At 73.1% G+C, this 14,322-nt stretch carries 10 protein-coding genes; 5 read left to right on the top strand and 5 right to left on the bottom strand.

From position 1 onward, the window contains the following. Position 1: 1 nt before the first annotated feature. From Vau01_RS46400 to Vau01_RS46380, 5 genes are read left to right on the top strand one after another with little or no spacing between them, the layout of a single operon-like run. Positions 2-1,231, top strand: coding sequence for a hypothetical protein (locus Vau01_RS46400; RefSeq protein ID WP_204006941.1), 1,230 nt, complete (start codon positions 2-4; stop codon positions 1,229-1,231). After that, complete coding sequence (locus tag Vau01_RS46395; protein ID WP_204006939.1) at positions 1,228-3,621, top strand: tetratricopeptide repeat protein; 2,394 nt, start codon at positions 1,228-1,230, stop codon at positions 3,619-3,621. Before Vau01_RS46400 ends, Vau01_RS46395 begins: the two co-directional genes overlap by 4 nt. Further along, positions 3,618-4,601: a PP2C family protein-serine/threonine phosphatase gene (locus tag Vau01_RS46390; RefSeq protein ID WP_204006937.1), complete on the top strand. Its 984-nt coding sequence runs from the start codon at positions 3,618-3,620 to the stop codon at positions 4,599-4,601. Before Vau01_RS46395 ends, Vau01_RS46390 begins: the two co-directional genes overlap by 4 nt. Before the next feature lies 1 nt (position 4,602). Beyond that, entirely contained in the window at positions 4,603-5,889 is a 1,287-nt protein-coding gene (locus Vau01_RS46385; RefSeq protein WP_204006935.1) for a vWA domain-containing protein, read from the top strand. A 2-nt stretch (positions 5,890-5,891) separates the two neighbouring features. Then, positions 5,892-6,683 (top strand): FHA domain-containing protein, encoded by a 792-nt coding sequence (locus tag Vau01_RS46380; protein ID WP_204006933.1) that lies wholly within the window; start codon positions 5,892-5,894, stop codon positions 6,681-6,683. Here the strand turns inward: Vau01_RS46380 and Vau01_RS46375 are convergent. From Vau01_RS46375 to Vau01_RS64840, 5 genes are all read right to left on the bottom strand, one after another. Beyond that, positions 6,676-7,053, bottom strand: coding sequence for a response regulator (locus Vau01_RS46375; protein ID WP_204006931.1), 378 nt, complete (start codon positions 7,051-7,053; stop codon positions 6,676-6,678). The two genes, Vau01_RS46380 and Vau01_RS46375, sit on opposite strands and share 8 nt — an antisense overlap. Continuing rightward, a complete protein-coding gene (locus Vau01_RS46370; protein WP_239152432.1) occupies positions 7,050-9,683 on the bottom strand; it encodes an ATP-binding response regulator in 2,634 nt (877 codons plus the stop codon). The genes Vau01_RS46375 and Vau01_RS46370 overlap by 4 nt, the downstream gene beginning before the upstream one ends. 32 nt (positions 9,684-9,715) lie before the next feature. Further along, a complete protein-coding gene (locus tag Vau01_RS46365; RefSeq protein WP_204006927.1) occupies positions 9,716-10,306 on the bottom strand; it encodes an NUDIX domain-containing protein in 591 nt (196 codons plus the stop codon). Then, positions 10,303-11,991 carry a CTP synthase gene (gene pyrG, locus Vau01_RS46360; protein ID WP_204007118.1) on the bottom strand — a complete coding sequence of 563 codons (1,689 nt, stop codon included), beginning with the start codon at positions 11,989-11,991 and terminating at the stop codon, positions 10,303-10,305. The genes Vau01_RS46365 and pyrG overlap by 4 nt, the downstream gene beginning before the upstream one ends. Before the next feature lie 65 nt (positions 11,992-12,056). Further along, a complete protein-coding gene (locus tag Vau01_RS64840; protein WP_204006926.1) occupies positions 12,057-14,318 on the bottom strand; it encodes a rhamnogalacturonan lyase in 2,262 nt (753 codons plus the stop codon). Between the last annotated feature and the right edge of the window lie 4 nt (positions 14,319-14,322).

The raw sequence follows: 14,322 nt of genomic DNA, 5'->3' as shown, positions 1-14,322 counted from the left end.
GGTGGTCAGGAACGGCACCGGCCGGTCGCAGCTGAGCCGGCAGGCGGTCGACGAGACACTCGCCGCCCTCACCGCCGACCACCAGCGCATCGCGGCCGCGCTGTACGCGATGGACACCCATCCGGCGCACACGTTGCTGTCGGCGGCGCCGACGGCCGGCCGCACCGCGCTGGCCTGGGCCCAGATCCGGTCCCGGATGGGCGAGGTGTGGGCCGACTTCACCGCGTTCGGCATCGCGCTCGACGCGGCCCGGGCGGCCCGGGCCCGCCGGACCCGGCTGGGCGGCGTCGACCTGGGCCGGCTCACCGAGCTGCTGTCCGGGCCGGTGGTCACGATCGCCGCCGCGCCCACGCCGGTGCCGCTGCCGGTGGCGGCCCGGCACCTGGTCGACTGCTGCATGAACGTCACCGTCACCTTCGACCAGATCGCGACGGCGGCCGACGCCGTCGCGGCGCGCCTGGTCCCGATCGCGTCCGCGATCGCGGCGGCCGAGCGGCTGGCGGCCGAGGTCGGCGACCCGCCGGCCGTCTCGACCGGGCGGCGCACCGAGTTCGCCGAGGTCAGCGCCGTGGCCGTCGCCGATCCGCTGGGCGCCACCGAGGGCGAGACCGACGCCGTGCTGCGGCGGCTCGCCGACACCGCCACCGCGGCGCGCGACCGGCTCACGGCCGCCGTCGAGCTCAAGAGCGGGCTGGCCGCCCGCCGGGCCGCCAGCAGCGCGGCGATCGACGACCTGGCCGCGGCGGAGGAGACGGTCCGCGCGGCCTACGCGGTCGCGCACGAGAAGATCGCGGACCCGGGGCTGCCCGCGCCACCGGCGGCCGCACCCGAGTTGCGGGTCCGCTGGGACGGGCTGAGAAGCCCCGTTGCAGGTCCGCCGGGCTCGGCCGGGCTGCTGCGGTTCGGCGCCGACCTCGACGACCTCGACCGGGCCGTCGCCGCCGCGCGGGAGCGGGCCGACCTGCTACGCACCGCCGCCGACGGGCTGATCGAACGGCGGGCGGAACTGCGCGGCCGGCTCGACGCGTACCGGATCAAGGCGGCGCGGCTCGGCTTCTCCGAGCACCCCGACCTGAGCGCGCGCCACCGCGCCGCCCACGACCTGCTCTACACCCGGCCCTGTGACCTGCCGGCCGCCACCCGCGCCGTGCACGGTTACCAGCAACTCCTGGCGACGCTGGCCGGTGGGAACCCGGCGGCCCGGCAACAGGACGAGAGGACGCGCCGATGAACTGTCGACGCCCGGGCTGCCCGGGGACCTACGGCCCCGAGGGCTACTGCGACGAGTGCGGCCGTAAGGCTCCGGCGGTGCCGGCGCAGGCTCAGCCCGTCACCCCGAATGCGCAACCGACGGAACCACCGCGACCGATGCCGGTGTCACCCGGTGACCCGAACGTATTGGCGCCGGAGCTGACCCCGACCGGATCGGCGGTCGCGCCCGACGCGTGGGGTGACCTGAACGCGGCGCTGGGCACCGGAACCAGCACGGCCGCCGGTCCCCCGCCCGTGGTGTCCACCCCCACCGCCGCCAGCGGGCCGCCCAGCGGCGGCAGCCGGGCGGGCAGCCGCCGCCGCTCGTCGCGGGGACGGCTCGGCGCCGGCCTCCTCGACATGCCGCGCATGCCGCGGCCCGACCCGGCCAAGGCGGTGCTCGACGATCCGGTGGTGCCGGAGAAGCGCCGCTTCTGCGCCCGCTGCGACCACGCGGTCGGCCGCAGCCGCAACGGGCAGCCCGGCCTCACCAGCGGATTCTGCCCGGCCTGCCGGTCGCCGTACTCGTTCCTGCCGCGGCTGTCGCCGGGCGACCTCATCAGCGGCCGGTACGAGGTGCTCGGCTGCCTCGCGCACGGCGGGCTGGGCTGGATCTACCTGGCCCGCGACCGCAACATCTCCGACACCGTCGCCGACCGGTGGGTGGTGCTCAAGGGTCTCATCGACACCGGCGACCCGGACGCGATGGCGGCGGCGGTCAACGAGCGGCGGTTCCTGGTCAACGTCGACCATCCGCACATCGTCAAGATCCACGACTTCGCGAGCCACCCCGACCCGCGCACCGGCACCGCCGTCGGCTACATCGTGATGGAGTACGTCGGCGGCCCGTCGCTGCGCGACCTGCTGCTCCAGCACCGCGAGGAGCACAGCGAAGCGCTGCCGCTGCCGCAGGTGCTCGCCTACGCCCTCGACGTGCTGCCGGCCCTCGGCTACCTGCACGACCGCGACCTGCTGTACTGCGACTTCAAGCCCGACAACGTGATCCACGCCGACGACCAGATCCGGCTGATCGACCTCGGCGCCGTGCGCCGGGCCGACGACGTGTCGAGCGCCGTCTACGGAACGCCCGGCTACCAGGCACCCGAGGTGGCCAGCGTCGGCCCGTCGGTGGCGTCGGACATCTACACCGTGGGCCGGGCGTTGGCGGTGCTCAGCTTCGGGTTCCGGGGCTTCTCCACCACGTACGTCGACCGGCTGCCCGACCGGGGCGAGGTCCGGGTGCTGGCCGCCGAGGAGTCGTTCGACCGGTTGCTGCGCAAGGCGACCCACCGCGACCCGCAGCGGCGGTTCGGGTCGACCACGGAGATGGCCGAGCAGGTCCGCGGCGTGCTGCGCGAGGTGATCGCGGCGGCCGAGGGCGTGCCCCGGCCCGAGCCGTCCGGCCAGTTCACCCGGGAACGCCGGGTATTCGGGACGGTGGCGGGCCTGCTCAGCGGCAACGCCGACGAGGGTCATGTCAACGGCGCCTACATCGCGGCCGCGCTGCCGCTGCCGTTGCCCGACCCGACCGACCCCGGGGTCGGCTACCTGGCCACGGTCGCCACCACCGACCCGGAGGAACTCGTCGCGGTGCTGGCACAGGCGCCGGTGCAGTCGGTCGAGGTGGGGTTGCGGCTGGTGCGGGCGCGGCTCGAACTCGGCGACACCGACGGCGCGTTCGCCGACCTCGACTCCGCCCGCGGCTTCACCGACTGGCGGCTGGACTGGCACCGCGGCCTGGTCGCCCTGCGCGCCGACCGGCCGGCCGAGGCCCGGTCCGCGTTCGACGCCGTCTACAGCGAACTGCCCGGCGAGCCGGCCGCGAAGCTGGCCCTGGCCGCCGCCTGCGAACTCGACGGCGACCCGCGCGCAGCCGAGCCCCGGTACGAGCGGGTGTGGCTCACCGACCGCGACTTCGTCAGCGCCGCGTTCGGGCTGGCCCGGATGCGGCTGGCCCGCGCCGACCGGGTCGCCTGCGTCAGCGTGCTCGACGAGGTGCCCGACAGCTCCAGCCAGTACCTCACCGCGCAGGTGGCCGCCGTTCGGGCCCGGGTCGGCGCCGAACTGGTCCACGTGCGGGAGACCGACCTGATCGACGCCTCGGGCCGGCTGCAGCGGCTGCGGCTCGACGTCGAGCGCAACGCGTGGCTGGCGGTGGAGATGCTGGAGCGGTCGCTGGCCTGGGTCGGCGGAACACCGGCACCACCGGCCGCCGGGTCGCGCGTGCTCGGCCACGAGCTGAGCGAGCGGTCGCTGCGGCTGGGGCTGGAGAAGGCCTACCGGGCGTTGGCGAAGATGGCCCCCGACCCGGAGAGCCGGGTCGGCTGGGTCGACCGGGCCAACCGGGTGCGCCCGCGGACGTGGGTATGAACTGCCCGTCATGTAAGAGCGCGGTCGGCGACGGCGAGCGCTACTGCGAACGGTGCGGCTGCGACCTGCGGGCCAGCGGCGGCGACCCGGACCGGGGGATCTCCTGGCAGTCCACCACCGCCGGGGTCCTGCCGTGCCCGTCGTGCGGCGAGACGGCGATCACCGCCGACGGGCAGTGTGAGCGGTGCGGCCGGGCCCGGGTCAGCGGGCTCGACCGGATGGAGCTCGCGGTTCCCGGCGTCGCCGGGGTCACCGACCGCGGGCTGCTGCGCGGGCGCAACGAGGACGCGCTCGCCGTCGGCCGCCTGTCCGCCGGACCGAACACGCTGGCCGTGGTCTGCGACGGCGTCTCCACGTCACCCGACGGCGACACGGCCGCGCGGGTCGCCGTCGACGCCGCGATCGTGGTGCTGCTCGACATGCTCGCCCGCGGCGTCCCGGCGGACCAGGCCATCGAGGCGGCCACCGGCACCGCCGCCGACGCCGTGGCCGCCCTGCCCGGCGCCCGCGCCGCCGAGGTGCCGCCGAGCTGCACGTACGTGGCCGCCGTGATCGCGCCGGAGGAGATCACCGTCGGGTGGGTGGGCGACAGCCGGGCGTACTGGGTGGGCGCGTACGGCGTCGAGGCCCAGCAGCTGACGATCGACGACTCGCCGGCCGCCCAGCTCGCCGCGACCGGGGTGCCGGTGCCGGGCGTCGACCCGCACTCCGTCGCGCTGCTGCGCTGGCTCGGCGCCGACGCGTTCGACACCCGGCCGCGCACCGTGTCGCTGCGACCGGACGCGCCGGGCCGGCTGCTGATCTGCTCCGACGGCCTGTCCCGCTACGCGAAGGACCCGGCCGAGCTCGTCACCGCGGCGACGACCGGCTCGCCGGCAGACGCGGCCCGCGCGCTCACCCGGCTCGCGCTGGAGGGCGGCGGCCGCGACAACATCACGGTGGCGGTGCTGCCGTTCCCGCCGCCCGCGCAGGAGGCCTGACGTGACACAGCCCGGATTCACCGCCGAGGTCTACCAGAACGAGTACCTGCCCGAGGGCGGTCGGCTGGTCGATGCGGTCGTGACGGTCACGGCCGCGGGTCTCAAAGATCATCCGGGACGCGCATCAGCGTCGGCCAGCACCGCCGCCGTGATCATCGTCGACACCTCGGGCTCGATGGCGTACCCGCCCACGAAGCTGGCCAATGCCAAGAAGGCGACCCTGGCCGCGATCGAGGCGCTGCACGACGGCGTGCCGTTCGCGATCGTGTCGGGCGACTCGATGGCCCGCATGGTCTACCCGCCGCGGGAGGGCATGGAGCCGGCGTCGGCGCATACCCGGTCGCGGGCCGAGACGGCGGTGCGGCGGCTCAGCGCGTCCGGCGGCACCGCGATGAGCACCTGGCTCCGGCTGGCCGAGCGGCTGTTCGCCGATCAGGCCGCCGAGGTCAACCACGCGATCCTGCTCACCGACGGGCAGAACGGCGAGCCGGCCAGCCGCCTGACCCACGCGCTCGGGCTCTGCGAGGGGAAGTTCATCTGCGACAGCCGCGGCGTCGGCACCGACTGGCGGGCCACCGAACTGCGTCAGATCGCCTCCGCCCTGCTGGGGTCGGCCGACGGGCTGGAATCACCCGAACAGCTGCCCGCGGTGTTCCAGGCACTCACCGAACGGGCGATGGGCAAGGAGATCGCCCGGGTGTCGTTGCGCCTCTGGACGCCCGCCGGCTCTACGGTTCGGTTCGTGAAGCAGGTGTTCCCGCACATCGAGGACCTCACCGGGCGGCGTTCCGCGGTGAGCGACCGGATCGGCGACTACCCCACCGGCGCCTGGGGGGCGGAGAGCCGCGACTACCACGTCTCGATCGAGGTCGAGCCCGACACGGTCGGTGAGGAGATCCTGGCCGGCCGGGTCAGCCTGGTCGCCGGTGACCGCAAACTGGTCGAGAAGCTGGTGCTGGCCCGGTGGACCGACGACACCGCGCTGTCGACGCGCCTGAGCCCGCACGTCGCCCACTACACCGGCCAGGCCGACCTGGCCGCGGCGATCCAGGAGGGCATGGCCGCCCGCGCCGCCGGCGACGACGAGGTGGCCACCGCCAAGCTGGGCCGGGCGGTCAAACTGGCGGCCGAGTCCGGCCGCGAGGACACGGCGAAGCTGCTGGCCAAGGTCGTCGACGTGGTCGACGCCGACACCGGGACGGTGCGCCTCAAGCGCTCGCCCGACTCGGTCGACGCCGAGATCGTCGACGTGCGGTCGACGGTCACCCGCCGGGTGCGGGGCGATTGAGGATGCCCACCTGCCCACGCGGTCACCAATCGGCCGCCAACGACTACTGCGACGTGTGCGGCCGCTCGATGACCGCGCCGCCGGTCGAGGTCAGCGCGCCCCCCGTCCCCCTGGAAAAGCCGACGGCCGCGCAGCCGGCCGCGGACCCCGACCCCGGCAATGCCTGCCCCCTGTGCGGCACGCCGCGGGCGGGCCGCTTCTGCGAGGTCGACGGCTACGACTTCATGACGGCGACGCTGATGGAGGACGAGCCCTCGGTGCCGTCCACGCCGTCTGTCGCGCCTTCAGCCACGCCGCCCGCTGATGCGCCTCCTGCCGCGCCGCCGGCTGTTGCGCCGCCCGCTGTTGTCGCGCCGCCGGCCGCTGTGCCGGAACAGCGGTCCGCCGACGACGGCCCGGCCACCGGCGTGCGCGTGACCGCCGACCGCGGCTACTTCGACATCGTGCGCCAGGCGGGCGGCCCCGACGCCGGCGCCCTGGCCTTCCCCGACTTCTGCCCCGAGCGCCGCTTCCCGCTCCGCGGCAGCCAGGTGCTGATCGGCCGGCGCAGCAAGAGCCGCGGCATCGACCCGGACGTCGACCTGACCGGCCCGCCCGAGGACCCCGGCATCTCCCACGCCCACGCCCTGCTCCTCCCCCAGGCCGACGGCGGGTGGGCGGTGGTCGACCTGGGCTCGGCCAACGGCACCTACGTCAACGACCCGGCGAAGGCCATCCCGGTGCGCGCCCCGATCGCCGTCAAACCCGGCGACAAGATCTACGCCGGCGCCTGGACCCTGCTGACCGTCACTTGAGGACGTCGACGACGGTCTGGATCAGGTCGGTGCTGGTGTAGGGCTTCGCCAGGAACATGTCGCAGCCGGCGTCCATCGCGGCGGTCTGCTCCCGGGCCATGGCGGCCGCCGTCAGGGCGACCACCGCCGGGCGATCGGAGCGGTCGGCCAGGTCGCGGGCGATCTCCAGGCCGCTGCCGTCGGGGAGGTGGACGTCGAGCAGGATCACGTCGAAGGCGTCGGGTCCGGCGAGCACGGCCCTGGCCTGCTCGAGCGTCTGGGCCTCGACCACGTCGGCGCCCTGCAGGCGGGGTTCGGTGGTGCGGGAGATGATCGCCCGGACCAGCGAGCGGTTCAGCTCGTTGTCCTCGACCAGCAGGATGCGGGTCACGTGGACACCCTCTCCAGCGCGGGGCCGTCGTCGACCACCAGCGGGTGTACGCGGTCGCCCAGCCAGCGCTGGAGGTGCTGGGCACTCAGGTCGGCCCGGGACACCACGCCCAGCAGCGGTGCCGAGTGCGGGGCGTCGTCGTCGGTGGGTGGGCCGCCCATCAGACCGGCGAGGAGGACGTCGGCCGGGGTCATCGTGCCGTCGGTCAGCATGACGACGGGCACCGGGCGGGTCGCGGGCGACGCCCGCAGCGCGTCGAGGACCGGCGTGCCGTCGGGGCCGGTGACGGCGGCGTCGCACAGGATCAGGTCGAACGGCGTGGACTCGGCGAGGCCGGTCGCGTCGGCCACCGAGCCGGCCAGCGCGGCGGCGACCCCGCAGTCGCGCAGCCACTGGCCGGTCCGCTCCCGCGCGGCCTCGCTCGGGTCCAGCACCAGCACGTCGGGCCGGCGCGGGCCGGCAGGGCCGCCCGGGCCGGTCGGGTCCGCGGCGGCGGCCGCGGCCGTGTTGCGGGCCATCGAGTCCAGCAGGGCCCGCCGTTCCACCGGCTTGACGAAGTAGTCGACCGCGCCCAGCGCCAGCGCCACCTCCCGCTCGTCGATCACGGTCACCACCACCACGGGGATGTGCCACAGCCGCTCGTCCTTCTTCAGCTTCCGCAGCACCGACCAGCCGTCGATGCCCGGCAACTGCACGTCGAGCAGGATCAGGTCGGGATGGGCCGTGCCGGCCAGGGCGATGCCGGCCTCGCCGGTGGCGGCGACGTGTATCGGGTACCCGGCGCCGGTCAGGTAGGTCCGCAGGAGGCTGACCGCCGCCGGATCGTCCTCGATCACCAGGACGCCGCCGTGGTCGGTCGCGGGGGCCTCGGCGGAGGGCGCGTGCGGTGCCGGGGCGGTCGCCGCGGGCAGCACCAGCGTGAACCGCGACCCCTGGCCGACCTCCGACCACAACTCGACCCGCCCCTGCTGCGCCTCGGCCAGCCGGCGGGTCAGCGCCAGTCCCAGCCCGGTGCCGGCCGCCCGCGACGCGGCGTCGCCGGCCTGGTGGAACTCCTCGAAGACGCGGGCCTGCTCGGCCGGCTCGATGCCGGGACCGGTGTCGGCGACGCTCAGATGGGTGAAGGCGCCGTCGCGGTGGGCCGACACGTAGATCGCGCCCTCGTCGGGCGTGAACTTGATCGCGTTCGACAGCAGGTTGTTGAGCATCTGCCGCAGCCGTAGCCGGTCGGCGGTCACCACCTCGGGCGGCGCTGCGAGCGTCAACCGCAGTTTTTTCGCGTCGATCAGCGAGGTGAGCGGCGCGACCGCCTCGGCCACCGCGGCGCCGACGTCGATCGGCTCCAGCCGCAGCTCGATCCGGCCCGCCTCGACCTTCGCCAGGTCGAGGACGTCGTTGATCAGGCCGAGCAGGTGACGGCCGCTGGAGTGGACGTTGCCGATCCACTCGTCGGGCACGTGCCGCCGGTCGCCGACCAGCTCCTCGTAACCCATAAGCTCGCTGAACCCGATGATCGCGTTGAGCGGCGTGCGCAGCTCGTGGCTCATCGCGGCGAGGAAGTCGCTCTTCGCCTCGTTGGCGGCGCGCAGCTGCGCGACGGTGTCGGTCAGCTGCGAGGTGAGCACCGCGCGGTCGGCGAGCACGGTGGCCTGCCGGCCGAGGTCGGCGAGCACGGCGATGTCGTCCTCGCTGAACAGGCTGCGGTGCAGGCCGAACACGAGGAGGGTGCCGGTGGTGCCGTCCTCCATGGTCAGCGGGATGGCGATCAGCAGGTAACGGCGTCCGTCGATCTTGGTCCACTTCGCCGAGCCACGCTCCGGGCGTCCTCCCGAAGGCACCTCACACGACGGCGCGGAACCGGCGACCACGAGCGGCCCGGATTCGATCACGACCACCGTGCCCTCGGCGGACATCGCGTCGCGCACGGTGTCGACGAAGTGCTGCCAGATGTCGCGGGGCTGCGTGGCCGACGCCGGCGCGGCCAGCAGCCGTCCCATGAGCGTGTACGCCGTCCGGGCCGACCACTGGCGGCGCAGCCAGCCCGGCGGCATGAACGCCACCACGTAGGCGAGCGTCGGGCCGAGGGCGACAATGCGCGAAATTTCGGACAGGTGAAGGCTCGGGAAGACCCGGTTGGACGCCGCGATCAGCAGCACCAGGCCGAACAGGAACGTGCCGGTGGCGGCGAACCCGATCCGGGCCCGGGCCGCGCCTTTCCGCTTTCGCGCCTCCGCCACCAGGTACCCCGCGGCCACCGACTGCAGTAGGACGAACCCGCCGACCAGCGACATCGTGGCCGGGTTCGGCAGCGGCGACGGCAGCGTGATGACCGCCGCCGACGCGCCGAGCCAGTAGCCGAACGCCAGCCCCGGCCACGCCCACGCCACCGACCTGATCATCGCGACCAGCGCGAGCGTGAGCAGCGGCTGGCCGTACAGGGCGATGAGCGCGGGCAGGCGCACGGATCCGGGGACGGCACCGGCGAGCACCCGGCTCACCTGGAGCACGTACAGCGCCGCGACCGACACCAGGACCAGCGCGACGGCACCCTGCAGCCGGTCGCGGGTCCAGAGGAACGCGAAGATCGCCCGCGCGAAGATCAGCGCGAACATCACCGCGGTGGCGATCATGAGCACATGACTCAGCGTACTTGTGTTATTACCTATCGTGGTAGAGGTTCGTCCACCTGCCGCAAGGTCTCCCAGTTGCGGGCCTTCGCCTGCGCCACCGCCAGGATCCCGACCAGGCACGCCGCGTTGGTGATCTCCCCGCTCAGCGCCATCGCCACGGCCGTCTCCAGCGGCACCCGGGAGACCGTCATCCCGGCCTCCTCGTGGGTGCGCCGGTGCCGGTCGGCCTCCGGAACCTCGTCGAGGTCACGGGCCAGGAACAGCCGGATGACCTCGTCGGAGCAGCCCGGGCTCGGGTTCGCGTCGATCAGCAGGTCGTAGCGGGCCGCGCGGAGATCGGTCTCCTCGGCCAACTCGCGCGCCGCGGCTTCGGCCAGCTTTTCTCCGGGGACGTCGATGAGCCCGGCCGGCAGCTCCCAGATCTCCCGGCCGAGGGCGTGCCGGTACTGCCGGACCAGGACGACGTTCTCGTCCCGGTCCAGCGCCACGACCCCGACCGCACCGACGTGACGCATGACGTCGCGCTCGGCCACCTCGCCGTCGGGCATGCGCACCTCGTCGGTGACGATGCGGAACACGCGGTTCTTGAGCCGCTCCTTACTGGACAGCACCTCGTAGCTCATGCGCTGGCCAGGTCCATCGGCAGGCGGTCCTGGGCGGCGTACTCGACGGCGGCGCCGACGAACGCGGTGAACAGCGGGTGCGGGCGGGTCGGGCGGCTCTTGAGCTCCGGGTGCGCCTGGGTGGCCACGAAGAACGGGTGCTTCTCGGCGTCGAGCTCGACGAACTCGACGAGCTTCCCGTCGGGCGAGAGGCCGCTGGCCTGGAGGCCGGCGTTCGCCATCGCGTCGCGGTACCGGTTGTTGACCTCGTACCGGTGGCGGTGCCGCTCGGTGACGTCGGTGCGGTCGTACGCCTTGGCGACCAGCGACCCGGGCTCCAGCTTCGCCGGGTACGAGCCCAGCCGCATGGTGCCGCCCAGGTCGCCCTTGCCGGCGACGATGTCCTCCTGGTCGGCCATGGTCGCGATGACCGGTTCCTTGGTGTTCGGGTCGAACTCGGCCGAGTTGGCGTCCGTGATGCCGGCGACGTTCCGGAGCACGTCGAGCGTCATGCACTGCAGCCCCAGGCACAGGCCCAGGATCGGGATGCCGTTCTCCCGGGCGTACCGGCTCGCGCCGACCTTGCCCTCGATGCCCCGGATGCCGAACCCGCCCGGGATCACCACGCCGTCGACCCCGGCGAGAGCCTGCGCGGCGCCGGTGGGCGTGTCGCAGTCGTCGCTGGCGACCCAGGTGATCTGGACGCGGGCGCGGTTGGCGAACCCGGCCGCCCGGACGGCCTCGCTCACCGACAGGTAGGCGTCGGGCAGGTCGATGTACTTGCCCACCAGCGCGACGGTGATCGTCTGCTCGGGGTGGTGCACCCGATCGAGCAGGTCGTCCCAGCTCTTCCAGTCGACGTCGCGGAACCTGAGGCCGAGCCGGCGCACGACGTACGCGTCGAGCCCCTCGGCGTGCAGGACCTTCGGGATGTCGTAGATGCTCGGCGCGTCGGGCGCGGCGATGACGGCCTCGCGGTCGACGTCGCAGTACAGGCTCAGCTTGTGCTTGAGCTTGTCGGGGATCTCGCGGTCGCTGCGGCAGACGAGCGCGTCGGGCTGGATACCGATGTTTCTCAGGGCCGCGACGGAGTGCTGGGTGGGCTTGGTCTTCAGCTCGCCGCTCGGCGCCAGGTACGGCACCAGGCTCACGTGCAGGAAGAAGCAGTTGTCGCGCCCGATGTCGTGGCGGATCTGGCGGATCGCCTCCAGGAACGGCAGCGACTCGATGTCGCCGACCGTGCCGCCGACCTCGGTGATCACCACGTCGGGGGCCGGGCCGCCGTCGGGCTCGGCCATCGCCCGGACGCGGGCTTTGATCTCGTTCGTGATGTGCGGGATGACCTGCACGGTGTCGCCCAGGTACTCGCCGCGCCGCTCCTTGGCGATGACCGCCGAGTAGACCTGCCCGGTGGTGACGTTCGACTTGCTGCCCAGGTCACGGTCGAGGAAGCGCTCGTAGTGCCCGATGTCGAGGTCGGTCTCCGCGCCGTCTTCGGTGACGAACACCTCACCGTGCTGGAACGGGTTCATCGTTCCCGGGTCGACGTTGAGGTACGGGTCGAGCTTCTGCATGACCACGCGGAGACCCCGCGCGGTGAGAAGGTTACCCAGGCTGGAGGCTGTGAGGCCCTTGCCGAGAGAGGAGGCGACGCCCCCGGTGACGAAGATGTGCTTGCTCGTTCTACCTGAGGCTCTGCCCGAAATCGCTCGATCCACGGGACTCCACAGTAACACCCGTCACCGGGGTGGTCTCCTCGGCACGCCGCCTTCTACCTGTAGTGGCCGTTCGGGACGGGCACCGTCGCCCATACGGTGCCGGTTCCGAGATGGAAACTCGTGTACGACGGCTGGTTGTACGTCGTCTGCTGGCGCGCCACCTCGGCCCGGTACTGCGGGTCGTGCATCAGCGTGTACAGCTTGTGCGCGGTCACCTCGGTGCTGAGGTAGATCCGGATCGCGCTGCTGTCGGCCGTCCGCATGAGCAGCTCCTCGCGCCAGTCGCCGAAAATGTCCGCGACGAGGCTCGGGTTGCCCTTGGTGCCGTTGTTGGCCAGCGTGCCCTCGGCCGTGAGCAGCCGGCCGCGCCGGTAGTCCTCGATCGACGGCGTCACCGCGAGCGCGCCGTCGACGATCTGGGTGCTCAGGTCGGCGGCCCAGCGGATGCTCTGGTTGGTGCCCGGTCCGGCGGCGCCGATCTTCTGGCCCTGCGCGGTCCAGAGGCCCATGCCGGTGCTGGCCCACGCCTCCAGGCCGGGGTGCTCGGGCAGGATGTCGCCGACCATGCCGCGCCCGGTGTCGACGCCGGAGTACGTGCCGAACAGCACCGCGCCGGTCTTCGCGTCGCGCATCGCGTGGCCGTACGGCGCGCCCGTGCCGCCCTCGTGCACCATGTAGATCTCTTTGCCCGGCCGGGTCGGGTCGATGTCGGTGACGTGCATGGCGTCGCCGTGCCCGAGCCTGGCCGTCGTTCCCGGGGCGGCGCTGCCGTCCGGCATCGTTGCGAACGAGCTGTAGAGCAGGCTGCCGTCGTGGTCGATGGTGGCGGCGCCGTAGACGATCTCCTGCTTGCCGTCCTCGTCGACGTCCGCACTGCTCAGCGAGTGCGCACCCTGCGTGGTGATCGTCCTGAACTCGGGGTCGGTGCCGTCGCGTCCGTGCGGGGTGTCGTTGAACGGGTTGGTCATCGGCGTCCAGCCGCTGTCGACGTACCAGCGCTTGTGCAGGCGGCGGCCGTCCCAGTCGTAGGCGACGAGCGTGGTGCGGGTGTAGTAGCCGCGGGCGAACACCGCACTCGGGTGCTTCCCGTCGAGGTACGCGACGGTGGCGAGGAACCGGTCGACCCGGTTGCCCGGCTCGATCCGCGGCATCGCGTAGTCGCCCCACATGAGCCCGTCGTCGTGGCGGCCCGGTTCGTAGCGGACCGTCTGCAGTTCGCGGCCGGTGGCGCCCTCGAACACGGTCAGGTACTCGGGCCCGTCGACGATGAAGCCGGCGAAGTTCCGGAGCAGGTTGCGGGTGCTGCGGGCCGGCGCGTAGACGTCGACGAAGTGGTTGGCCAGCGCGGTGGCGTCCGCCCGGCTCAGCGGGTACGGGTACGCCGGCGGGATGCCGAACGCCTCTTCCAGGGTCTTCGGCCACGCGCCCCTGACCACCTCGGGGTGTGTGTCCCAGCCCTGGAACATCGTCACCAGGTGCTCGAAGTAGTCCGCCGCGCTCATCCGGTAGTCGTCGGTGTGCTTCACGCCCGCGCGGACGTCCTCGCGCGGCATCGTGATGAACCGCTCCGACTTCACGGCGCCGGTCCGGTCGTACCTGATGATCTTCGTGCCCGGCGCGGTCTTGAACATCATCTCCGAGCGGCCGTCGCCGTCGAAGTCGTAGACGAGGAACTGCGTGTAGTGCGCGCCGGCCCGCACGTTCACGCCGAGGTCGATCCGGTACAGCGGGGTGCCGTCCAGCTCGTACGCGTCGATGAAGACGTTGCCGGTGTAGCCGACCTGCGACACGTCCTTCGAGTTCGACGGGTCCCACTTGACGATGTACTCGTACGAGCCGTCGCCGTCCACGTCGCCGACGCTCAGGTCGTTGGCCGAGTAGGTGTACGCCTCACCCGCCGGGGTCACCCCGTCGGCCGGCTTCCGCAACGGCAGGTCGAGGTGGGTGCCGGCCCACGCCGTCGCCGGTGCGCTCCGCTTCCCGCGCACGGGCGCCACCTGGTAGACCGAGCTCGCCGAACCGCCCGGGTCGAGGTAGTTCGTGCTGTCGGTGACCGTCGCGATCCGGCGCCCGTCCCGGTAGACCGCGAACGCCGGCCCGGCCATGCCGGTGGCCGTACGCCCGGTGACCTCATGCCCCAGCAACCGCCAGCTGAGGAACGTCCCCTCGCCCGTGCTGGCGACGACGAGCCCCCGGTCGAGTTTCTCCAACTGCACACCCCGCGCGGGTGCCGCGACCGCCGGCAGGGGCGTCCCCACCACCATGACCGCGACCGTGACCAACGCACCGACCCGCACCCGGTTCCACGCCCTCATGGCG

The sequence above is a fragment of the Virgisporangium aurantiacum genome (genome assembly GCF_016863635.1).
Lineage (GTDB): Bacteria > Actinomycetota > Actinomycetes > Mycobacteriales > Micromonosporaceae > Virgisporangium > Virgisporangium aurantiacum.
This window is presented reverse-complemented; position numbering and strand designations above follow the sequence as displayed.

Coding starts and splice junctions, on each gene's coding strand:
- Vau01_RS46370 (WP_239152432.1), bottom strand. CDS start 9,683: ATGATCGCCACCGCGGTGATGTTCGCGCTGATCTTCGCGCGGGCGATC.
- Vau01_RS46365 (WP_204006927.1), bottom strand. CDS start 10,306: ATGAGCTACGAGGTGCTGTCCAGTAAGGAGCGGCTCAAGAACCGCGTG.
- Vau01_RS46395 (WP_204006939.1), top strand. CDS start 1,228: ATGAACTGTCGACGCCCGGGCTGCCCGGGGACCTACGGCCCCGAGGGC.
- Vau01_RS46390 (WP_204006937.1), top strand. CDS start 3,618: ATGAACTGCCCGTCATGTAAGAGCGCGGTCGGCGACGGCGAGCGCTAC.
- Vau01_RS46380 (WP_204006933.1), top strand. CDS start 5,892: ATGCCCACCTGCCCACGCGGTCACCAATCGGCCGCCAACGACTACTGC.
- Vau01_RS64840 (WP_204006926.1), bottom strand. CDS start 14,318: ATGAGGGCGTGGAACCGGGTGCGGGTCGGTGCGTTGGTCACGGTCGCG.